Origin of the sequence: Hoyosella altamirensis (assembly GCF_014191505.1) — a bacterium.
Taxonomy (GTDB): Bacteria; Actinomycetota; Actinomycetes; order Mycobacteriales; family Mycobacteriaceae; genus Hoyosella; species Hoyosella altamirensis.
Genome location: NZ_JACHWS010000001.1, coordinates 886,612 through 906,241, shown reverse-complemented (window position 1 = coordinate 906,241; position 19,630 = coordinate 886,612). Strand labels below are relative to the sequence as shown.

The window sequence follows — 19,630 nt, the reverse complement described above, 5'->3', positions numbered from 1 at the left end:
ACGCTACGCGAGGCACCGCCGGATCTCTCGGGTAAGTCGCGCACCGTCAGCTGGAAGAACACTGAGACAGTCCGAGTTTCCCGTTGCTCGCACCAGGTAGCGGCCATCGCCATCAACGTCGATCCAACTGAGTGCGGTGTCAGTCTCGTTTACACGCGTGCTGTACGTCGGCCCGGAGCCCACTATTACTTCGCCGGTGGCTGTGCGGCGGCGGGAGAAAAGCATTTCGGCGGTGACACCGTCGCTGTGGGTCGGATGCCGCTGCGGCATCAGCGTTTCCGCAGCTTTCGCAACGGTGGTGTGTCCCGTCACACTGCGCGACAGTCCCGCGGGGGTGTCTGGCAGCGACGCCACCACGTACTGCGCGGCCGCTGCACGCGGAACGAGGCGCAGTACTACGTCACCGCCGTGGCTTTCCGATGCACCTGGTTCTTGAACAGCGACTCCTGCGTGAGCACCCCGAGCTGCGGCAATTGCGCGTTGCTTCTTCGCGCTTTCACCGTCGCGGACAAAGCTAACCGATTGAGCGTACTTCTCGGGTTCGAGGAGGCAGAGCGCGGCTTCCTCAAGTTCACGTGACAGTTGCTTTTCAATGCGGCGTTTTGCTGTCGCCAGTTCTTCGCGGGTGGCACCCTCATCTGAATTCGGCAGCGAGTGCTGCAGCGGGTACGGTAACCGGTCGCGTCCAGCACTGAACAATAAAATCGACAGCTCAAGGGCTGTCACATGCCATGATTTCACGTGCACGATCGGTTCTCCCCTCACTCTGTCATGGTCTGACGAATCCGGGGAGCGCCTGGTTCCGCGCTAATCGATTCAATATTGTGTCGTGGCTCATATGCGCCCGACGGCGTTGGTCAGCGTACGAGCTGCAGATTCGGTCCGAAGCCCCGAAGCGCGCCGATGTGGGTGAAATCTGCAGCTGTGATGAACTGCTCGAGGAACGCGAGGAATCTCACGTGGTGCGACTCGACCTCAGTGTGCGAATACAAGCGTGGGTTCGCCTCGAATTCGATGACCAGGTTATCGTTGGCGTCCGATCGCAGTGTGACTTTGAGGTCGTTGACCAGACCGCCAGCAAGTTCATGCACGTCGAAGCGCGTACCGCCGATGTCGACAGTGGATTCGTTGAGTGCGAAGTTCAGCACAGGCCCGAAGTCTCCCGCTGAATCACTCACTAGGCCAAGCTCGCGGATGATGTCGTCGCGGCGGTATCGCTGGTGACTAAGTGCTCCGATTGTCGCTTCCGCGACCGCGCGTATCGCGCTTCGTACAGGTGTGGAGGCGGTGATTCTGCTGCGCAGCGGAATCACATTCGACAGCACGCCTGGCGAGCGACGAAGCAGCATGGTTGGCCGAGCCGCGACCTGCAGGGAGACGAGGGGGTCGTCGCTCGTCGTCGCACGCAATTGATACGCGGTGAAAGCGGCCGCAACGACAATCGCAATGGTCGTCCCGAGTTGCTCGGAGCGGTACGCGATACGTGCATTGACTGCGGCGGGCACGGTTCCCTGGATCCGCACCGTGTCGAGGCTCGGTTCCGCGCTTCGCCCAGCCAGGCTGATGGGCTCTGCCGCGTCATGCAGCTGCTCAGTCCAGTATTCGGAATCCCTGCTGTAGGCGGCTGAACCGCAGTAATCGTATTCGGCATCTACAGCACTGTGCGCAGCCGACCACGCCGACGGGATCGGAGCTTCGTCGCGTTTGTCCGCGGAGTAGATCTCTGCGGCGCGGCGCAGCAATGCCGCGACGACAAAGGGGTCCGCCACGAGGTGATGGACACGTGAATACCAGAGAACACGATCGTCGCCTATCCGCAGGATCGCCGCAGTGACAAGATCGTCGCGAACGATGTCCACGGGCCGAGTTCGGTCTGCATTCATCCAGCGCTGAGCGGCGACGTACGGATCTGGAAGCTTTCGCAGGTCCACGATCTGAACCTCGACCTCGGATGCGGGCCGGGCCACTTGATATGGCCATCCGTCGCTCTCGATGAAACCCACCGTCGAAATGCCCGTTTCGCGTGCGGCGCCACGGATGGCGTGCGCGAGGCGGACCTCGTCGATTTTCCCGCGAACGTCGACGTAGTGGACCAGGTTGTCAGGAACCTCTGGGTGCAGACGCTGCGAGAACCAGATCGCGACCTGAGCAGACGTCAGCGGAGTACGCACGCCAGACCGTCTAGAGCCACCATCAAATCGGTTCACGCTAGGTACATCCATCTTCACCCCTCGACCGTTACAGCCTGATAGTTACCACTGTCGTACTTGTGGTCATTCGGAGACAGACACCCCAGGGATGGGTTTCACCCACCCCGTACCTCCACCATTCCCCTTCCAGCCCCACGCCCGGCATCACCATACAACCCGGTTCGTGATTCCCGGTATCCGCCGATCACGGGACCTCATTTCCGGCGTCATTCAGTCAACCGACAAATGGGCGGGTAATACAGTCACTGATTCGCAATCTTACGGAGATCTGCGCGACGCGCAGCGCATTCCGAAAAGTTCTGCGCCAAAACCGAAGAGCCGCAGTCCCTCACGGCCTTTAGCACTGAATAAGATCCCGATCACCATACTTTTCCGATCCGTGATGGAACCGAGATCAGGGGCCGTGCGTCCCTATTCAACAACAGCAGAATCACGCATCCAGCCGGAAGGGCGAGGGGAACATTGAGGGACCTAGGAGTCGAACCTGTGCGTCTGCGCCACATCGCGGGCGTGCTCTCCAATGTCGCGGAAGGAATGCACGCCGCCACACGGGAACTGCACGACGCTGATCTGGCCTGTCTCGGAACATCCAAGCTGACGGAATCAGCACGCAATCTGAACGCGCAGTGGGGGTTCGGTGCTGCGAAGCTCCGCGACGCCCACGAACAGATGAGTTTCGGCCTCAGAAGTGCAGCCGATCTCTACGCAGCTGCCGAGGAGTTCAACGCCCGCTCTCTCGGTGGTGGCCGGTGAACCGCATCGATTTCATAGCCCTCGGTTTCGACCCCGCGCCTGGCGACGTTTCAGGCGTCGAGGCCCATGCTGCGCGATTCGGAGCGTCCGCGCGGCTACTGAGCGACGCAGCCGACAGTTTGACCTCGATTGCACGTGCCGATCAGAGCTGGACCGGTGATGCGGCGCACCAGTTCACCGAGAGTGTAGCGTCAACGATCCCACTGGTTCGCGACGCCGCGACCGCGATGTCGGACTCCGCTGAATCGCTGCGTAAGTGGGCGTACACCCTCGCCGACCTGCAACATCGCGCAGAACAGCTCGAAACTGCGGCGCGCGCTGCGATGGAGCGGATAAGCGCCGCCCGGATGAACCCCTACTTGACTCCCCTCGAGTCCGTCGCAGGCGACAGCGACAGCCAGTTGCGCGCATTTCTTGCACAGCGCGAGTTACGCAGCGCGCTCGAGGAACTCGAACACATCCGATGGCTCGCCCATCAGCTCGAGGTGGAGCACAGCCGTGAAGGCGCGATTAGGTCGGCGGAACTAGACAAAGCCGCAGCGCTGGCTCCGAATACACCGGGCGTGTTCGAACGAGCCGGAGCGGAATTCGGGCGGATTCTGGACACTCTGCTGAAGGGACCTGAATTCGCGTGGGAATTCATTCAGGAGAATGCTGACACAATCGCGAGCATCTCGGACACCGCGTCCGATCTGAGCACCGCTCTCGGGATTGCCTCGGGCGCGTTCGCCCTGATTCCCGGTACCCAGCCGCTAGCGGGGGCGCTGGGAGTCACCTCTGTCGCGCTGAGTGCCGCTGCATTCGCAGGGCATGCCGTCGCGATGCGGGCGGGCGCCGAGGAGGTGACATGGAAGACGCTAGCGCTTGACGGACTCGGCACGATTCCCGCGGGGCGCCAGAACTACCCCCTCTCGCTGGGCGGAAATCTGTGGGAGGGGCACTGGAACCCCCGTGACGCGGACGAAGCGGCGCTCGCCTTCTTCCAGCCAGGTGAATACACGCTGCGCCCTGCTGCTGAACTCGCGCAGGGGAAATGAGGTGCTGTGCTGAGGATCTCCGTCCCACCAGGGTGCATTCTTGTTCCGCTGCAGGATGACGCTGAGCAGCGCCGGGCCTGCGCGGCGGAGGCGCTCGAGGGGGGCGGCCGCGCATGCCACGGTGCGAGGGACGGACTGGCGATGCTCGGCGCCGATCTGCGCGCGTCCGGGATCGCGCTCGCAGCCGTTCTCACCGCAGTGGAAGCGGGCCCGGAGGTATCGGCCTTTCTCACCGTGAGCCAATGGCACAACGCCAATGCTGGCTGGCTCTGATGATGCTGCCGGTCTCGCGGAGATAATTCGCGTCCGGCATCCGAGGGCAGTGACCGAAGTGATCGGTCTCCCCTTTGGTGCTGCTGTACGGAGTGTGCGGGAAACGGAACTGTCACTCCCTGAATCGGCTCCCGGTGCTCTGGATGCCGTATCAGTTGTCTCACGTGGCGTGCAGTACGTCCTGTCCGCGCCCGCCGGTGGCATTGTCCTCGACGTCAGCACGGTCCATCTCCGATACTGGGGTGAGTTCGCGCGCCAGGCCCATCAGATAGCCGAGACAGTTCGCGCCGAAACGTTGCGGATCTGAGCATTCGCGCTGTGAAACTCCTGTGTTCTCCCCCACGACCGACAGCAGGTGGCATCATTTATGTGAGACAATCCCACTCACAGCAGGAGCAAGGGAGTATCAGGTGAGCGTCCACAAGAATGTCCCCACGGCCGCACGCAACGCGTGGGGGATGACATTTGGCGGCGGGCTGGAACAGCCTCAGCCGGCCCCGTCGACGGTGATATACGACGAGCCGCATCGCACGCTGCGCCGCTTCGAACGACCGTCCGGAACGGAGACGCCCGCCGTGGACGTTCCGGTCCTGCTAGTCCCGCCGCTTGCGGTCTCAGCGAGTTGCTTCGACCTTCGGCCAGGTCAGAGCCTTGCGCGCTACCTTGTGGACACCGGCCGAACCCCCTATGTCATCGATTACGGGACGATAAGCTACGCCGATCGCGACCTCGGGTTCGAGGAGTGGATCGATGACATCCTCCCCACCGCGATCCGTCGGGTATCTGAAGAACATGGCGGCAAGCCGATCGACGTGGTCTGTTGGTGCCTTGGCGGAACTCTCACACTGCTGGCTGCATCCGCGCACCCCGACCTGCCGATCCGGTCGATCACTACGGTTGCTACACCGATTGACTATTCCAAGCTTCCCAATCTGTACCCGCTGCGCGCGCTCGCGCGTATTACCGGAGGCCGCATCACGACGCTCGGGACCAAGCTGATGGGCGGGATGCCCGCACCTATTGTCCGCCTCACGTTCCGTGCGACGGCAATCGAGCGCGAGCTGAAGAAGCCAGTGTTCATCGCCAAGAACCTCGCGAACACCGAGAGCCTGGCACGCATGGAGGCTATCGAGCGCTTCATGGGACAAATGCCGGGATACCCGGGCCGTCTGTATCTGCAGCTATGGAAGCGCATCATGCTTCGGAATGACCTCGCACGAGGCGGACTGAAACTTGGCGATCGGGAGATACGGTTTGAGAACCTCAGGGTCCCGGTGCTCGCGGTTGCCGGAGTCGGCGACGCCATCACTTCTGTCCCAGCCGCACGCCACTTGCTGCAGGTGCTGACAGGTGCGCCTCTGGTCAGGTTCGAAACGGAACCCGGCAGTCATCTCGGTGTACTCGCGGGCCCTGGCGCCAAAGACACGACATGGGTGCATATCGACAGGTTCCTGACCGAACAGCAGCATGAGGCCGAATTGGTCGCACCTTAGAAAAAGTCGAGAAGTCGGCTTATTGCGGTCAATAAGTGGCCGCAATAAATCATACAGTGGTCTCATCAGCCAGGATGAAAGGTGAGCCCATGCCAGCGACTCAGCCCTCCCCCGTCAACTCTGAACTCTCAAGCGAGCGTGCGGAACTACTCGAAGCTCTCGCCACGCAACGGGGATTTCTCCGCTATACCGTCCAGAATCTCACGGACGAACAGGCACGGCAGCGCACAACGGTGAGTGAACTCTGCCTCGGTGGGCTCATCAAACACGTCACCGCAACGGAACGCGGCTGGATGAACTTCGTGCTCAACGGCCCGTCAGCTCTCGGCAACATGGAGGACATCGACTTCGAGGCCCGCGAAAACGAATTCAAGTTACTCGAGAACGAAACCCTCGCAAGTGTGCTCGCCGAGTACGACGAGGTGGCCAAGCGGACAGCACAAATTGTGGCGGACCTTCCCACTCTTGATGTGTCGCATCCGCTTCCGGACGCACCGTGGTTCCCGCCCGGGGTTCGCTGGTCAGCGCGGCGCGTCCTCGTGCATATCCTCGCGGAAACCGCACAGCATTCCGGACACGCCGACATCCTTCGCGAGTCCCTCGACGGCTCGAAAACGATGGGCTGACAGCGAACGTATTCGCGCCCGATGTCCGCCTGCTGCGGCATCGGGCGCGCTTACGCGGTCAGCGAGATTCGCTCATCCCTGAGGTTCCTGCGGACATCATCATGGGATTGTGCAGGTCATAGTAAGTGACCTTGCCCATGATCCGTTCTTCTTCCTGCATCAACTCGCGCAGGTCATCGGGTACTTCCATCTTTTCGTGCTTGCGCGCTTCCGCCTCCGACCGGAAGTAAACGGCCTCGATGTAGCCGTCGTCGCCGTACGTGCCAAATGTCCCGCCGATGATCTCGGGGCGCCATTCGTGTAGGCGAGCCCCGCTCTGGGTCAGCAGTTCACGCATTCGTTTGGCATCCGCTGTGTGTCCCTCGAGGATCTGTACGAATCCAGCATCGTCTGATCCGCCATCAAGCCACATCGTGACGTCGGGACAATCCATGAACGTCACCTGCCCCTCGAAGCACCGCTCGCACTCCGCCCACCATTCACCTTGTTCAGGGCGGGCACTATTGCGCCGTGCGGCCTCCTCGGATTCAAATCTGACCATGCACACGAACGTGCCGTCGTCACTGAGGCCACATGTGCTGCCCAGATAGCCATCCGCACCTGGACGCAATTCTTCTGACCAGCGATCCATGCAGCGTCGAAGACCGTCCTCATCAGCTACTTTGCCCTGGAATACCTGGAGAAACATCGATCCCTCCTCACGCGGGGGTACGTTGCCCGGCGCGTGTGCGTGCCGGTGGCCGGCCCGTCGCAGTCCACTGCCGGCCCACTCCGGTCAGCCATACGATCGCGGCCACTGCACCGTCAATCCTTCGCCTGTCCCACGGCGAACGCAAGAGCAAGCGGACGCCGGCATTGGTGGCATACTGACGCTTCATGAGTGCACCACTCCGGCCCGACGAACGTTTCACGCTCGCCAGCGAACGAACCTTTCTCGCCTGGATGCGCACGTCGCTCGGACTGATGGTCGCCGGGATCGCTGTTATCCACGTGGTGCCGACATTCAGCACCCAGACCGTCCGCACCGTCATCGGCCTCGCAATGGTCGCACTCTCCTGTCTCGCTGCGGCCGAAGGGTTCCGGAGATGGCGCCAAGTCGCGAAGGCCCTGGAAAGCGGTGAGGAAGAGATGCCGGGCCCGCGGACTCTCGCGATCATCACCGTCGCCATTGTCGGGGTCGGCGCCGTCACCCTCATTGCCATCGGCGCTGACCTCGTGACCTGAAAGCTAGGCTGTCCCTGTGGCAAGCGGCGGATCAGCGATGGAGTTCGCACAACGACTTGTCGCGCTGGTGGAAACGGGACGACGGCAGTCGACCTACAAACTCGCGACCCTCATGGCCATCATGGATGTGTGTGTTGAGAACCAGCCACGCCCCGACGGGACGCTTGCCATCCCTGTGCAGGAACTCGCGCACCGCGTCGTCGCGTACTACTGGCCGCAAGTGCGCCCATTCGCCGAGTACGGACCGCTCCGCCAAAGCAAAAGTGCACCGCCTGTGATTCTCAAGCTTGTGGGGGACGCGCGGGATGTACTGCTCGGCCGAGGTGTCCGCACGCCGGAAGCGGCCCGGGAGGCCGAGGACCCCGACTACCTGAGAATGGTTCGGAGCGTCGAACTCATCCTCGCGAAGTACCCGCTGACCCATCTGCAAACACCAACCCGCCAGCTCGCTCACTTGCGCAACGATTTCATTTACGACGCGCGTGCGTTCCACAACAACGTCACCCGACGCGAACTGGAGCAACACGGTCCACTCGTACTACGGCCTGGAGTAGCGGACGCCCTTCGCGATTTCGCACCCCTGCTCAAACCGATGATCGAGATGGTCTGGGTCGGAGATGTTGTCGATTGCAACCGTCAGGCGCTCGAGCACGACGACATCGCAGGGTTCCTCTTCGGCAGTGAACGCTCGCACTTGCTTTCGCTGCGTAACCCGCTCCGGGACCTTCAGAACGGGCGCTGCTTTTACTGCGACCGAAACCTCCCCGCTGACGTTCATATCGACCACGTACTCCCCTGGTCGAAAGTTCCGATCGACGGTGTCGCGAATCTCGTCCTTGTCGACGCTGCCTGCAATCTCGATAAGTCCGCCATGCTCCCCGTTCGCGTGCACGTAGACCGGGCCGTCGCGAGACCGCCCGGTGACCTATCGTCGATAGCAGATCTGACCGGCCTCCCGGTGCTGAAAACCCGCACGGTCAACGCCGCGCGCGGTATTTACGGCACGCTGCCACCGGGGGTGCCGTTATGGCGTGCGCCGAAACAATATGCCCCTCACGGTAACCTTTCCTAGGGAACAGATCTGATCGAGGAGGAGAGGCCACATGCCGAGCGACACGCCTGATCCTGTCGTTCGCCGTGATGCAGCGAATCCCCCCAATGCCAAGGACATCCAGCGCTGGCGGCGCCACCTCGCGAACGAGCGGGCTGAGGCCGCGGTCTACCTGGACTTGGCGGACCGCCGCACTGGAGAGGAACGCGAGATCCTGCTCGCCCTCGCGCATGCGGAGGGACGGCACGAAGCGCACTGGCGCAACCTGCTCGGTGACCACGTCGGTATGCCGAAGCGCGGCGACCTCCGCACGCGGATGCTCGGACTGTTCGCGCGAAGGTTCGGCTCGGTATTTGTGCTCGCGCTGATGCAGCGCGCCGAGAAACGGTCACCTTATGCGTCGGACATCGACGCAACTGACGCGATGATGGCCGACGAACACATCCATGAAGAGGTGGTCCGCGCGCTGGCCACACGCGGGCGCAACCGGCTCTCCGGGACCTTCCGTGCGGCGGTGTTCGGCGCAAACGACGGGCTTGTCAGCAACCTTGCGCTCATTCTCGGGTTTGCAGGCAGCGGCGTCGACAACGAGGTCGTCCTGCTCGCAGGTCTCGCAGGTTTGCTAGCAGGCGCACTGTCGATGGGTGCAGGCGAGTACATTTCCGTGCGTTCACAGCGTGAACTGCTCGACGCGTCGACTCCCAGCACAGAAACCCGCGACGCTGTGCCGAAGCTCGACGTCCAAGAGAACGAGCTCGCATTGGTGTACCGGGCCCGCGGGATGTCCGCAGAGGACGCGGAAGCTCAGGCCGCGGAGGTTCTGCGCAGCCACAATTACGATGACAGCGCGGCTGCGCGGAGTTCCAGCGACACGCATGAGGCAGTCGGAACCGGCGTCCGGGCAGCCGCGGCAAGCTTCGGCTTCTTCGCGTCAGGCGCCGTGATCCCCGTGCTCCCGTACCTCCTTGGGCTGCACGGCCTCGCCGCTATCGTCACTGCCTGCATTCTCGTTGGCCTCGCGCTGCTCACGACCGGTGTGATCGTCGGGCTGCTCTCGGGCGGGCCTCCCGTTAAGCGCGCACTGAGGCAGCTCGCGATTGGATACGGCGCAGCGGCGGCCACGTACCTGCTCGGCCTTGGCTTCGGCACGACTATCGGGTGACCGGACCCGCAGCACCATCCTCATCGTTGCGCCGCCGCTCGAGTTCCACGATCATTTCTGCCAGTGAGTTCGCGGTGGTCGTCGCCGCGAAGTCGAACGGTTCGAGCACGATATCCGCGCCTGAACGCTGCAATTCCACCGCGTCGTGCATCGTGTGCGCGGTCAGTGCGACGCAGCCGCGGTAATCGTGATGGCGCAGGCCGTGCATTAACGCTTTGTTGGTGTCCAGCAGTGGCACACTACTGACCACGCATTTCGCCCGGCCCAGTGGGAGCGTCTCGAGAAAGTGAATATCTTCGGCACTGCCGAATACGGCCGTGACGTTCGGCCGGTCGTTTTTCTCCACCCGGTACGGGTCGAAGTCAACCGCAAGAACCCGCCAGCCAGATTGGCCGAGCCGGTCCGCTACGTGCCCGCCGAAACGTCCAAGCCCGTACAGGATGACGTCGGTGTCCGGCGGCGGGTCGGTGAGCGCCACGGTCCTGCCCTGAGTCCGGTCGAACACTTTCTCGAGCCACGGACCGATCTTGTCGTAAATCTGATGGGAGTACAGGATCAAGTAAGTCGAGCCACCGATCGTGAGGAGCCCGACGACGGTGATGAGGCTGACCGCCGCGTTAGAGATATGGCCAAGGCTGAGGCCTAGCGCCGCGAGGATCAGCGAGAACTCCGAAATCTGGGCAACGGTGAGGCCCGCGAGGAAACCGACCCTGACGGGGTATCGCATCAGCGACATGATGATGATGACAATCAGCGGGTTCCCGATCAGCACGAAGAGCGAGAAAATTACCGCTGCGGTGAGCTGGGATCTCGCGTCTGTGAACTCGAGCTGCGCTCCCAGTGCGAGGAAGAAAAACAGGAGCAGGAAATCTCGCAGACTGACGAGCCGCGCGCCCAGCGCGTCGCGGTACGGCGTTGACGCGAGAGACACGCCTGCGAGGAATGCGCCCACCTCTGAACTGAAGCCGAGCCAGTCGCTGAACGCCGCCACCGCCACGGCGTACGCGACGCCGAACAGCACCAGAAGTTCCTGTGACTGGGCGATGCTTCTGATCAGCGTGGGGATCACATACTTCATCAGCAGGGCAATACCGATGAGGAGCCCAAGTCCCTTCGCCAGGACCTCGCCAACGCCCAGCGCGAGGTTGTCGGTGCCTTCCTGGCCGAACGCTGTCAAACCGATCATGACGAGGACTACGACGATGTCCTGGACGATCAGGAACCCGACTGCGATGCGGCCATGGAGCTGCTCCAGTTCCCGCTTGTCGGAAAGCAGCTTGACGATGATGATGGTGGACGAGAACGTCAGAGCCACGGCGACATAGATCGCCGTGACGGTGTCCATGCCCAGCGCGATCGCGATGAAATAGCCAACCACCGACGTGAACGCGACCTGCCCTAGCCCCGTGGCGAGGGCGATCGGGCCGGTGGTCCGTATCAGGTGCAGATCGAGTTTCAGCCCGACGAGGAACAGCAGGATGGCAATGCCGAGGTGCGCAAGTAGTTCCACTGTCCCATCGGCGGTCACCCATCCGAGGCCAACCGGCCCAACCAGGATGCCCACGCCGATGAACGCGACAATGAGGGGCTGCTTCAGGCGCACAGCAAGAAGCGCAACGACCGCGGCAATAGCAAGCACGGCTGCGATGAGTGAGAAGTCGTGCAGGTCCATCTAAGCCCTTCGATCATGAGCAGGATGTTCCTTCTACCTTCGCATAGTCGGGCCAGAACAGTGGAAGCAGACCTACCGGACCTTGCGGACACAGACCGAAACGCTGGGTTAACGATGCTGGACTCACATGCGGAAAACGTTGTGTACCAGCAACGTGAATGCCAAGATCACACCATGTCACGTCACCAGCGACGAAGCGGGGCTCCCTGTGCCTGATCAGAGATCCTCACCAGTTCCGGAAGTGGCCGAGGCCGCAGGAGTGGTTGACCTGCAGCGGACGCGTGCCCCACATCGCGCGCGCCACCGTGGCGACTTCATTGGCGAAGGCGGCCGCTGGGTCGCGATCTGGAGCTTGCGGCTGATCCTGTTTGCCGCCGCCGCGTACATCGTGGGCTGGGTTGTCGGCAAGATGTGGGTCATCGCGCTGCCGGTTGCACTGGCCGTCATCGTGTCGACCGTGCTTTGGCCGATCGCTGGCTGGCTGTATCGGCACCACGTTCCCGCGGCGCTCGCGTCGATGATCAGTCTGCTCGTTGCATTCGGGGTTTTTGGTGGGTTGATTGCCTCGATTGTGCCCTCGGTTGTCGACGATGCGCCCGCGCTCGCTGAGCAAGCCGAAGAGGGCATCCTCAGTATCCAGGAATGGATCTCAGGTCCACCGCTGAATATCGAGCCCGAGCAGCTCAACGAGTACGTACAAGCGGTGGCGGGTGTGCTTCAGGAAAGCTCGGACCGCATCGCATCCGGCGTGTTCGTGGGCATCGGGGCCGCTACGTCGATTCTCATCACCCTTGTGCTCTCCCTGGTGCTGACCTTCTTCTTCCTCAAGGATGGGCTGCGTTTTCTCCCCTGGTTCCTGCGCTCAACCGGCGGGCCGGGCGCGCACCACGTCGCCGAAGTTCTCCGGCGTCAGTGGAAAACACTCGCCGGCTTCATTCGGGCGCAGGCGATCGTCAGTTTCGTCGATGCGTTCTTCATCTGGATCGGCCTGATTGTGATGGGGGTTCCGCTCGCGAACGCCCTCGCGATCATCACCTTCATCGCGGGGTTCGTGCCAATCGTCGGTGCGTTCGTGGCCGGTGCGCTGGCCGTGCTCGTCGCGCTTGTCGCGAATGGACTCGTCAACGCCCTTATCGTTCTCGGCATCATCGTTGCGGTTCAGCAGCTCGAGAGCAACATTCTGCAGCCGATCCTGCAGAGCCGCTCCATGAATTTGCATCCGGTCGTGGTGCTCCTGTCCGTCACCGCGGGCGCTCGGCTGTTCGGCATAGTTGGGGCGTTCCTCGCGGTCCCCGTCGCTGCGATGGTCGCAGTGGCAGTCCGTTACGTCGGTGAGGTTCTCGACGAGAAAACCGCGGACGAGACTAGACACCTCCAAGGTACTGACGACGATGTTGGGCCTGACGATGTTGGGCCTGATGATGTTGGGCCTGATGATGCCGATGAGGATGCCGAGTCACGTTCGTCCCCTCGTAGCTGAACTGTCCGCACCATCCGCCGGTGTTCAGTAGCCTTACTATCCAGGCCACTAGCGGGGCCATTCCCGCTTTGGCCCAGCGTGCAAGCTGAGTTACAACGAGGTATTCAGGTGACTGTATGACGGCGTCAATTGGCCCCCGAAGTGCGCGTTTATTCGCCCGTACCGCGGATGCGGTGTTAGAGGGCAGCGTGGTGGGCGGTTTTTCGCGGATTGGTTTCGCGGCCCGCAGGCTGCTTCCGGCGTGGCCGGACGACCCCCAGTCTGGCGCACTGCGCGACCGGACAGCGCTCGTTACCGGAGCGGGCTCTGGTATTGGTGCAGCGAGCGCGCTGGGTCTCGCCAGATTGGGTGCGCGCGTGCTGCTTTGCGTCAGGTCACAAGAGAAGGGCGACGCCACGGAACAGGCGATCCGTGCCGAACTGCCGGACGCGAACATAGCGACAGTTATCTGCGACGTGTCCGACCTCGCGTCGGTACGCAAAGCCGGTCGCGACATCATCTCCCAGGAACCTCGCCTCGACGTTGTTGTACACAACGCTGGGGTGCTGCCGTCACACCGTGAAGAAAGCGCAGACGGTCACGAAATCACTCTCGCAACGCACGTGCTAGGGCCGATTTTGCTCACCGAGGTCGCCAGGCCCGCGCTACGGGCGTCCGGAAAAGGCAGGATCATCTTCGTGTCCTCGGGCGGGATGTATACGCAGCGCGTGCCCGTGGAAGACCCTGAATACTTGTCGGGGACTTACAAAGGCGCCACAGCCTACGCCCGCACTAAACGAATGCAGGTTGCGCTGACTCCCCTGCTGGCGCAGCGCTGGGGCCCGGAGGGCACTGACGTCCATTCGATGCACCCCGGCTGGGCGGACACGCCGGGCGTCGTTGACGCGCTGCCCGGGTTCCACAAGATCATGAAGCCGTTGCTGCGCAACGCTGAGTCGGCCGCGGACACGATCGTGTGGCTCGCGGCTTCACAACCACCCCCTCCGCCGGGACGGTTCTGGCATGACCGGCGTTCACGCGCGGCGCACCGACTTCCTGGCACTCATCAGTCAGCAGAGGACGTCCTCCGGTTGTGGCGATACTGCGCCCAAGCACTTGATCTCAGCGCTGGCGATGTCGATCTTGGAGAGGGCTGACTGTCAGCTACTGGCTGTGCGTGGCGATTCGAAGAGCATTGCGAAGGCTTCAGCCACCGAGGGACTGTCGCTATTACGGTCCTGCAGCACCATCGCGCCACGAACGGGTACGTCGCCGGCCTGAAGGACACGGGCGTACCAGCCGCAGCGCCCTGACCGCACCATGTCAGCGATGATCGCCTTGTTTCCCACGCGCATGCCCAGTTTGTAACAGGGCTGTCTGGGTTGCGAGATCTGGATGAGCGCATCCCCCCACTGCCACACATCGCCGATGCGAACGTCCGGTTCGAGCGCGCCGCGTACGGATACGTTCTCCCCGAACGCTCCTGCGGCGAGCGTGTACTGGCTGGTGTTCCATTCGCTGTAATGCTCTGCGGGATACAGGTAAACCGCTTTGTCGATGCCGCCATGGTTGACGAGGTCAGCCTGCCGGTCGCCGTCGAGATTGGTGGGCTGCAGCGTGATGTGCGTGCCACGCACCTCCTGCTTTGCGATCGCGCTAAGAACTCGCTCGCGGCCGAAATCCCCCAGTACAGTGGGCGTCCCCACGAACACCCGTTCAACGGCGAGCTGCGTGTTGTCTGCGCGATCTCTCACACCTCAACACTAGACGGGCCAGGCGACGATTCGCCCGCCCCGGCGGGGTGTGAGCGTGATGTTCCGGGGAACAGCCCGTTCGGGTGCCACCCTGTCGGGCTTGAAGGTGTACCGGCTCAGAACAGCGCGAAGCACCTCTGTGCCCTCCATTTGCGCGAACCCCGCTCCGAGGCAGCGCCGGACTCCGCCTCCGAAGGGAATCCAGGTGTTCGGCGCTGGACCGCCATTCAGGAAACGTTCAGGCCGGAAGAGTTCAGGGTCGTCGTAGTTCTCTGTGTCGGACTGGACGACACCGATCATCGGCATCACGGTGTAGCCCGCCGGGATACGGTAGCCCCGGATCTCGATGTCGTCGGTCAGAGTCCGCGCCACTTCGTAAATAACGGGCCGCAGGCGCAGTGCCTCCTTGAAGATCGCCTCCAGGTACTTGTCGTCCCCGCTCAGCGCAGCCTCCCGGCCAAGGCGCTGCCGTTCCGGGTCCCGGGCGAGCTCATGGAACGCCCATGAGAGCGCGGTTGCGGTCGTTTCGTGACCGGCGAGGAGCAGCGTGATCAGCTGGTCCCGCAGCTCGGCGTCGGTGAGTCCGTCACTCGCGTTCCCGGCGGCAGGTGACGAGCCAGCGATGAGCTGAGAGAGCACGTCGGGCCGGTCAGCGAGGTCAGCAGCACGGCGGCGCTCCCTGATCTCGCTGGCGAGAAGCGCGTCGATCTCACCCTGCATCCGGACCGTCCGGCGCCAGGGCCCGAACCGGCGCAAGCGCGGATCGTGAATACCGAAGAGGAACAGTAAGTTCAGCGAGACCAGGCGGCCGAGCAGATTACGCAGCGCATCGAGCCGGGGGCCCTCGGCGACCCCGAACACCACTCGCATGATGATCTCGAGGGTGAGTGCCTGCATACGCGAATGGGTCGCGAAGGGCTTACCGATTGGCCACCCCGAGGCATCGTCGCGGGCAAGCGCGGCAACCATGTTCCGATAGCCACGCAGCGCCTGACCGTGGAACGGTGGCATCAGCAGGGCCCGAAGGCGACGGTGCTGTTCCTCGTCGGTCGTCAGCACTGATTGCTCACCCATGACCGGCGTCAGGATCATATTTCCCTCTCCGGCGTGAAAGAGATCCGGTGGCCCACCGAACACCGCGCGGATGTCATCCGGATGTGCGAGCTGTACGAGGTTGCGCTGGGGGTACACACTCAGAGTGAACACGTCTCCGTAGCGTTTGCGCAGCTCAGGAATCCATTCGTGCCGGGAGCGCGCAAAGCGCCACGTCTGAACGGCTAGTGGAAGTTGCGGTCCTGGCGGGACGTCCAGGCGCATGGTCTGTGTCATCTTCGTCCCTCTCCGTTGAGGTCACTCGCTTTGTTTCTTCCTATTTATACATCCGTATAGAACACACGTATAGATCGAAGTCCTAAACTCTCCTATATGGGCCATCGGGAAGACCTCCTCGCTGCAGCGGGAAAGCTCATCAGTGAGAAGGGCTACGCGCGAATCACTGCCAGGGACCTCGTCGCGGAGTCGGGCACCAACCTGGCTTCGATCGGCTACCACTTCGGGTCCAAAGAGGCGCTGCTCAATGCGGCCATTTTCGACGCGTTCAGCGACTGGACGACCTACCTTGCGAACACCGCAATGACAGCGCAGGTCAACTCACCACACGAGCGAGCCGTGATTACCTGGGCAGCAATGCTCAACGACTTCCACGATCAGCAGCCCCTGCTGGTCGCCGTCGCCGAAGCGCTCGCCCAGGCGGAAAGAACGCCCGAACTGCGCCACCAGTTCGCCGAGCAGTACCGCGCCATCCGCAGCCGCGTAGCGGGTTACGTCGCTGAAGCAGTCGACGGCCTTTCCGCGGAAGACCCCCGCACTGCCGCGATCGCCAGTTTCATGATCGCCGTGTGTGACGGATTCGCCATGCAATGGCTGATCGACGCGGACAACACGCCGAGCCCGGCCGAACTGATCAACGGCCTCACTCTGCTTTTCGACTCCGTCGGCCGTGACTCCGGGTAACTCACGAACCGTTGCGTTCGTTGAGGACTCGCTGCAGCGTCTCGGGCCGGTCAGTGACGAGGCCATCCACCCCGAGGCTGAGCAGTTCATGCATTTCCGCTTCGGAATCCACCACCCACACGTGCACCTCTGCACCCAGGGCATGTACGGCCCGGATGAACTTCGGGTCCACTAGTGTGCGTCCCGCATAGGTTCTCGGCACCTGTGCCATGCCGCCCCACGCCACCCGGCGGAGGATCGCTTTCGGGAGAGCGCCCTGGGAGCCCAGCGCACCAAGGCGACTCGACGACCACACAGTCATCACCGCCGCTGGCGTCATCGCAGCGATCGGCACAACACCACCGCTTGCGCCGAACAACCTGCGCATCAAGTTCAGGCGCCGGGTCGAGAAAGCGGCCATCGCCACCCGATCGAAAGCGGCGGTGCGCTGGACGAGATCCACGAACGGCTCCACCGCCGCATCGCACTTCACATCAATATTGAACTTGGTATCCGGGAGCGCTTCGAGTACGTCAGAAAGCCGGCTCAGCGGTTCGCGACCATCGACGCGTGCCTCCGCCAGCGCTGACCACGGCATATCGCCGATGCGCCCCTCCATGTTGGAAACCCGGTCGAGAGTCGCATCGTGATGAACCACGACCACACCGTCGGAGGAGACGCGGACGTCGATCTCGAGGTACTCAAATCCCCTACGCGCAGCTTCGGTGAAGGCTGCCAGCGTGTTTTCCAGGCCTTGGAACTCACCAAAGTGCCAGCCACGGTGAGCGAACGCCCGGGGTGCGGGCGACGCGAGGTAGGGATGCGACGTCATGATGCCAGTGTGCCTGTAACGGCTGACAGCTCGCTCACAGAAAACGGACATCTACGGCAGTTTCGCTCAATGTCCGATTCTCGAATCACGTGATCGGCGACGTCAATATACATTTCTCCAATGCCGAACGTTGAAGACACTTTGGGTGACATCAGTTCATTTGTCTGGGGCCCGTGGCTGCTGATCCCGCTGTTGCTGGGAACGGGCTTGTATCTGACCATTCGACTTGGGGGCCTGCAGTTCCGCAAGCTTGTCCCCGCGCTGCGCCTTGCCCTGATCGAGCGGCGGGACGATGGAGGCAACGGGGACATCACCCAATACCAGGCGCTGACCACCGCGCTGGCCGCGACGGTGGGTGTCGGCAACATTGTTGGTGTCGCCGCGGCGATTGGCCTCGGCGGTCCGGGTGCCCTTTTCTGGATGTGGGTCACGGCGCTCGTCGGTATGGCCAGCAAATACTCGGAAGCCTTCCTCGGTGTGCGCTTCCGGGTGACCGACGCGAAGGGTGAGCAGTCCGGCGGACCGCAGTACTACCTATACCGCGGCATCCAGAACAACCTGGGGCTCGTTCTCAGCATCCTGTTCACCGTCTTCGCTGTGCTCGCCAGTTTCGGCATCGGCAACATGACGCAAAGCAACGCTGTAGCCGCGCAGATGGAGAATACTTTCGGAATCAGCCCGTTTGTCACGGGCCTCATCCTTTTCACTTTGACCGGACTGGTGCTCGTCGGCGGCATCAAAGCCATCGGCCGGGTCACCGCGGCGTTCGTGCCCTTCATGATCACCGTGTATCTCATCGGCGGCACCTACATCCTCATCGCGAATGCAGCGGCGATTCCCAGCGCATTTGGACTCATCTTTTCCGAAGCATTCACCGGACAGTCGGCAGCTGGCGGGCTGCTCGGCTCTGCATTTCTCTACGCGCTGCAGATGGGTGTCGCCCGCGGCATCTTCTCCAATGAGTCCGGCATGGGGTCGGCAGCAATTGCCGCGGCCGCCGCGAGAACGACTCATCCTGTGCGTCAGGGCCTGGTGTCGATGACTCAGACCTTCATTGACACGATCATCGTGGTTTCGTTCACCGGTCTCGTACTCATCACCACCGGCGTCTGGGATGTTGACCGTGAAGCCTCAGGCACGATGACAGCCAACGCGTTCACCATCGGACTGCCGGGCGAGTGGGGCCATTACATCGTGTCGTTCAGCGTGATGTTCTTCGCCTTCTCCACGATCCTCGGCTGGTCCTACTATGGCGAACGCTGCGTCGAGCGACTCGTTGGGCGCCGCGGGGTGGCCCCCTACCGTGTCTTCTTCACGTGCGTGGTTTTCATAGGCGCGGTTTCTCAGCTGACGATTGTCTGGACGATTGCGGACATTCTCAACGGCCTCATGGCGTTGCCCAACCTGATCGGGCTGCTGCTGCTTTCTGGGCTCATCGCACGGGAAACGAAACACTATCTGCAGCATGATCCGGAATTGCGCGCCTCGGCGCGGCAAGTGCGCGAATTTATGGCGACCCTGCCGCGCTAAATCTGCAGGGCGCCTGGTTCGGCTGTCGCCGTATAGAGAGTTCGCGGGCGGATGTATTGGTTTCCGAGTGAGACTCGATACATTCGCCCGCGAAGCTGGCGGCGAATGCGGTGGGGTTTGTCACCTTAGGGTCCACAGTCGGAAACTTCTGACGTACCTTTGTCACTCGTGACAGATCAAGGACCGAGACGCGACGAGCAAGAGAATCGGTGGGACGCTACTCAGCCCCCACCCCCGTTCGGCGCGACCGGGCCAGATTCTGGTGCGTGGGAGCCGCCGCAGTACCCACCGTATTTCTCGCAGCCCGGCGCCCCATTCGGGTACGACCCAGCGACAGGCGTACCGTTCTCGCCGAAGAGCCGACTGGGCGCGGGACTCCTCAACATTCTTGTCGCGGGAGTGGGCCGAATGTATGCCGGCCAAATCGGCCTGGGTATCGCTCAGTTGCTCGTGGCGATCGTGACGTGCGGGCTCGGCTGGATCTGGAGCCTGATTGACGGCATCCTCATCCTCATCAACGGCGGCCACGACGAACACGGCAGACCGCTGCGTCCCTGAGGCA

At 62.4% G+C, this 19,630-nt stretch carries 21 protein-coding genes; 14 read left to right on the top strand and 7 right to left on the bottom strand.

Annotated features, from left to right (window positions below; all coding sequences use genetic code 11):
- Nucleotides 1-3: 3 nt before the first annotated feature.
- The gene (locus tag FHU29_RS04370) at nucleotides 4-747 is read right to left on the bottom strand and encodes an ESX secretion-associated protein EspG (RefSeq protein ID WP_064440324.1); all 744 of its coding nucleotides are present in this window, start codon (nucleotides 745-747) and stop codon (nucleotides 4-6) included.
- 110 nt (nucleotides 748-857) lie between these two features.
- Nucleotides 858-2,171, bottom strand: coding sequence for a condensation domain-containing protein (locus tag FHU29_RS04365; protein WP_064440323.1), 1,314 nt, complete (start codon nucleotides 2,169-2,171; stop codon nucleotides 858-860).
- Nucleotides 2,172-2,696: 525 nt separating this feature from the next.
- Between FHU29_RS04365 and FHU29_RS04360 the strand changes: the two genes are divergently transcribed.
- The 6 genes from FHU29_RS04360 to FHU29_RS04335 all read left to right on the top strand — a co-directional run bounded on the left by FHU29_RS04360 (nucleotide 2,697) and on the right by FHU29_RS04335 (nucleotide 6,392).
- Entirely contained in the window at nucleotides 2,697-2,963 is a 267-nt protein-coding gene (locus tag FHU29_RS04360; RefSeq protein WP_064440322.1) for a hypothetical protein, read from the top strand.
- On the top strand, nucleotides 2,960-4,000 hold the full coding sequence (locus tag FHU29_RS04355; protein WP_064440321.1) for a hypothetical protein: 1,041 nt from the start codon (nucleotides 2,960-2,962) through the stop codon (nucleotides 3,998-4,000). Before FHU29_RS04360 ends, FHU29_RS04355 begins: the two co-directional genes overlap by 4 nt.
- A 6-nt stretch (nucleotides 4,001-4,006) precedes the next feature.
- Complete coding sequence (locus tag FHU29_RS04350; RefSeq protein ID WP_064440320.1) at nucleotides 4,007-4,273, top strand: hypothetical protein; 267 nt, start codon at nucleotides 4,007-4,009, stop codon at nucleotides 4,271-4,273.
- Complete coding sequence (locus tag FHU29_RS04345) at nucleotides 4,257-4,580, top strand: hypothetical protein (RefSeq protein WP_064440319.1); 324 nt, start codon at nucleotides 4,257-4,259, stop codon at nucleotides 4,578-4,580. Before FHU29_RS04350 ends, FHU29_RS04345 begins: the two co-directional genes overlap by 17 nt.
- Before the next feature lie 103 nt (nucleotides 4,581-4,683).
- Complete coding sequence (locus FHU29_RS04340; protein WP_157095084.1) at nucleotides 4,684-5,766, top strand: alpha/beta fold hydrolase; 1,083 nt, start codon at nucleotides 4,684-4,686, stop codon at nucleotides 5,764-5,766.
- An 89-nt stretch (nucleotides 5,767-5,855) separates the two neighbouring features.
- Complete coding sequence (locus tag FHU29_RS04335) at nucleotides 5,856-6,392, top strand: DinB family protein (RefSeq protein ID WP_083962308.1); 537 nt, start codon at nucleotides 5,856-5,858, stop codon at nucleotides 6,390-6,392.
- A gap of 58 nt (nucleotides 6,393-6,450) precedes the next feature.
- On the opposite strand, the gene FHU29_RS04330 is transcribed toward FHU29_RS04335, so the two are convergent.
- Nucleotides 6,451-7,080: a hypothetical protein gene (locus tag FHU29_RS04330; RefSeq protein WP_064440317.1), complete on the bottom strand. Its 630-nt coding sequence runs from the start codon at nucleotides 7,078-7,080 to the stop codon at nucleotides 6,451-6,453.
- A 188-nt stretch (nucleotides 7,081-7,268) separates the two neighbouring features.
- Between FHU29_RS04330 and FHU29_RS04325 the strand changes: the two genes are divergently transcribed.
- The 3 genes from FHU29_RS04325 to FHU29_RS04315 are packed head-to-tail and all read left to right on the top strand — an operon-like array spanning nucleotide 7,269 to nucleotide 9,829.
- Nucleotides 7,269-7,616 carry a YidH family protein gene (locus FHU29_RS04325; protein ID WP_064440316.1) on the top strand — a complete coding sequence of 116 codons (348 nt, stop codon included), beginning with the start codon at nucleotides 7,269-7,271 and terminating at the stop codon, nucleotides 7,614-7,616.
- Nucleotides 7,617-7,632: 16 nt separating this feature from the next.
- Nucleotides 7,633-8,688, top strand: a complete 1,056-nt coding sequence (locus FHU29_RS04320; protein ID WP_341478961.1) for an HNH endonuclease domain-containing protein — start codon at nucleotides 7,633-7,635, stop codon at nucleotides 8,686-8,688.
- Nucleotides 8,689-8,719: 31 nt separating this feature from the next.
- Nucleotides 8,720-9,829: a VIT1/CCC1 transporter family protein gene (locus FHU29_RS04315; RefSeq protein WP_064440314.1), complete on the top strand. Its 1,110-nt coding sequence runs from the start codon at nucleotides 8,720-8,722 to the stop codon at nucleotides 9,827-9,829.
- Here FHU29_RS04315 and FHU29_RS04310 read toward each other — a convergent pair.
- Nucleotides 9,819-11,501, bottom strand: coding sequence for a cation:proton antiporter (locus FHU29_RS04310; protein WP_064440313.1), 1,683 nt, complete (start codon nucleotides 11,499-11,501; stop codon nucleotides 9,819-9,821). The two genes, FHU29_RS04315 and FHU29_RS04310, sit on opposite strands and share 11 nt — an antisense overlap.
- A gap of 154 nt (nucleotides 11,502-11,655) precedes the next feature.
- Between FHU29_RS04310 and FHU29_RS04305 the strand changes: the two genes are divergently transcribed.
- The gene (locus FHU29_RS04305) at nucleotides 11,656-12,981 is read left to right on the top strand and encodes an AI-2E family transporter (RefSeq protein WP_064440374.1); all 1,326 of its coding nucleotides are present in this window, start codon (nucleotides 11,656-11,658) and stop codon (nucleotides 12,979-12,981) included.
- A 116-nt stretch (nucleotides 12,982-13,097) separates the two neighbouring features.
- Nucleotides 13,098-14,117, top strand: coding sequence for an SDR family NAD(P)-dependent oxidoreductase (locus tag FHU29_RS04300; RefSeq protein WP_064440312.1), 1,020 nt, complete (start codon nucleotides 13,098-13,100; stop codon nucleotides 14,115-14,117).
- Nucleotides 14,118-14,120: 3 nt separating this feature from the next.
- On the opposite strand, the gene FHU29_RS04295 is transcribed toward FHU29_RS04300, so the two are convergent.
- Nucleotides 14,121-14,714 carry an MOSC domain-containing protein gene (locus FHU29_RS04295; RefSeq protein WP_064440311.1) on the bottom strand — a complete coding sequence of 198 codons (594 nt, stop codon included), beginning with the start codon at nucleotides 14,712-14,714 and terminating at the stop codon, nucleotides 14,121-14,123.
- Nucleotides 14,715-14,723: 9 nt separating this feature from the next.
- A complete protein-coding gene (locus FHU29_RS04290) occupies nucleotides 14,724-16,043 on the bottom strand; it encodes a cytochrome P450 (RefSeq protein WP_064440310.1) in 1,320 nt (439 codons plus the stop codon).
- A 96-nt stretch (nucleotides 16,044-16,139) separates the two neighbouring features.
- On the opposite strand from FHU29_RS04290, the gene FHU29_RS04285 reads away from it, so the two are divergent.
- Nucleotides 16,140-16,727 carry a TetR/AcrR family transcriptional regulator gene (locus tag FHU29_RS04285; protein WP_064440309.1) on the top strand — a complete coding sequence of 196 codons (588 nt, stop codon included), beginning with the start codon at nucleotides 16,140-16,142 and terminating at the stop codon, nucleotides 16,725-16,727.
- A 1-nt stretch (nucleotide 16,728) separates the two neighbouring features.
- On the opposite strand, the gene FHU29_RS04280 is transcribed toward FHU29_RS04285, so the two are convergent.
- Nucleotides 16,729-17,538: a glycerophosphodiester phosphodiesterase family protein gene (locus FHU29_RS04280; RefSeq protein WP_064440373.1), complete on the bottom strand. Its 810-nt coding sequence runs from the start codon at nucleotides 17,536-17,538 to the stop codon at nucleotides 16,729-16,731.
- A gap of 120 nt (nucleotides 17,539-17,658) precedes the next feature.
- Here FHU29_RS04280 and FHU29_RS04275 point away from each other — a divergent pair, with 120 nt between their 5' ends.
- Both FHU29_RS04275 and FHU29_RS04270 read left to right on the top strand, forming a co-directional pair.
- A complete protein-coding gene (locus FHU29_RS04275; protein WP_064440308.1) occupies nucleotides 17,659-19,068 on the top strand; it encodes an alanine/glycine:cation symporter family protein in 1,410 nt (469 codons plus the stop codon).
- A gap of 168 nt (nucleotides 19,069-19,236) precedes the next feature.
- Nucleotides 19,237-19,626 (top strand): TM2 domain-containing protein, encoded by a 390-nt coding sequence (locus FHU29_RS04270; RefSeq protein WP_232322956.1) that lies wholly within the window; start codon nucleotides 19,237-19,239, stop codon nucleotides 19,624-19,626.
- The last annotated feature ends 4 nt before the right edge of the window (nucleotides 19,627-19,630 follow it).

What these genes read in the sequence shown, in the direction of transcription:
- FHU29_RS04345 (WP_064440319.1), top strand. Translation starts at nt 4,257, where the DNA reads ATGCTGGCTGGCTCTGATGATGCTGCCGGTCTCGCGGAGATAATTCGC.
- FHU29_RS04335 (WP_083962308.1), top strand. Translation starts at nt 5,856, where the DNA reads ATGCCAGCGACTCAGCCCTCCCCCGTCAACTCTGAACTCTCAAGCGAG.
- FHU29_RS04330 (WP_064440317.1), bottom strand. Translation starts at nt 7,080, where the DNA reads ATGTTTCTCCAGGTATTCCAGGGCAAAGTAGCTGATGAGGACGGTCTT.
- FHU29_RS04325 (WP_064440316.1), top strand. Translation starts at nt 7,269, where the DNA reads ATGAGTGCACCACTCCGGCCCGACGAACGTTTCACGCTCGCCAGCGAA.
- FHU29_RS04315 (WP_064440314.1), top strand. Translation starts at nt 8,720, where the DNA reads ATGCCGAGCGACACGCCTGATCCTGTCGTTCGCCGTGATGCAGCGAAT.
- FHU29_RS04310 (WP_064440313.1), bottom strand. Translation starts at nt 11,501, where the DNA reads ATGGACCTGCACGACTTCTCACTCATCGCAGCCGTGCTTGCTATTGCC.
- FHU29_RS04300 (WP_064440312.1), top strand. Translation starts at nt 13,098, where the DNA reads ATGACGGCGTCAATTGGCCCCCGAAGTGCGCGTTTATTCGCCCGTACC.
- FHU29_RS04290 (WP_064440310.1), bottom strand. Translation starts at nt 16,043, where the DNA reads ATGACACAGACCATGCGCCTGGACGTCCCGCCAGGACCGCAACTTCCA.
- FHU29_RS04285 (WP_064440309.1), top strand. Translation starts at nt 16,140, where the DNA reads ATGGGCCATCGGGAAGACCTCCTCGCTGCAGCGGGAAAGCTCATCAGT.
- FHU29_RS04280 (WP_064440373.1), bottom strand. Translation starts at nt 17,538, where the DNA reads ATGACGTCGCATCCCTACCTCGCGTCGCCCGCACCCCGGGCGTTCGCT.
- FHU29_RS04275 (WP_064440308.1), top strand. Translation starts at nt 17,659, where the DNA reads ATGCCGAACGTTGAAGACACTTTGGGTGACATCAGTTCATTTGTCTGG.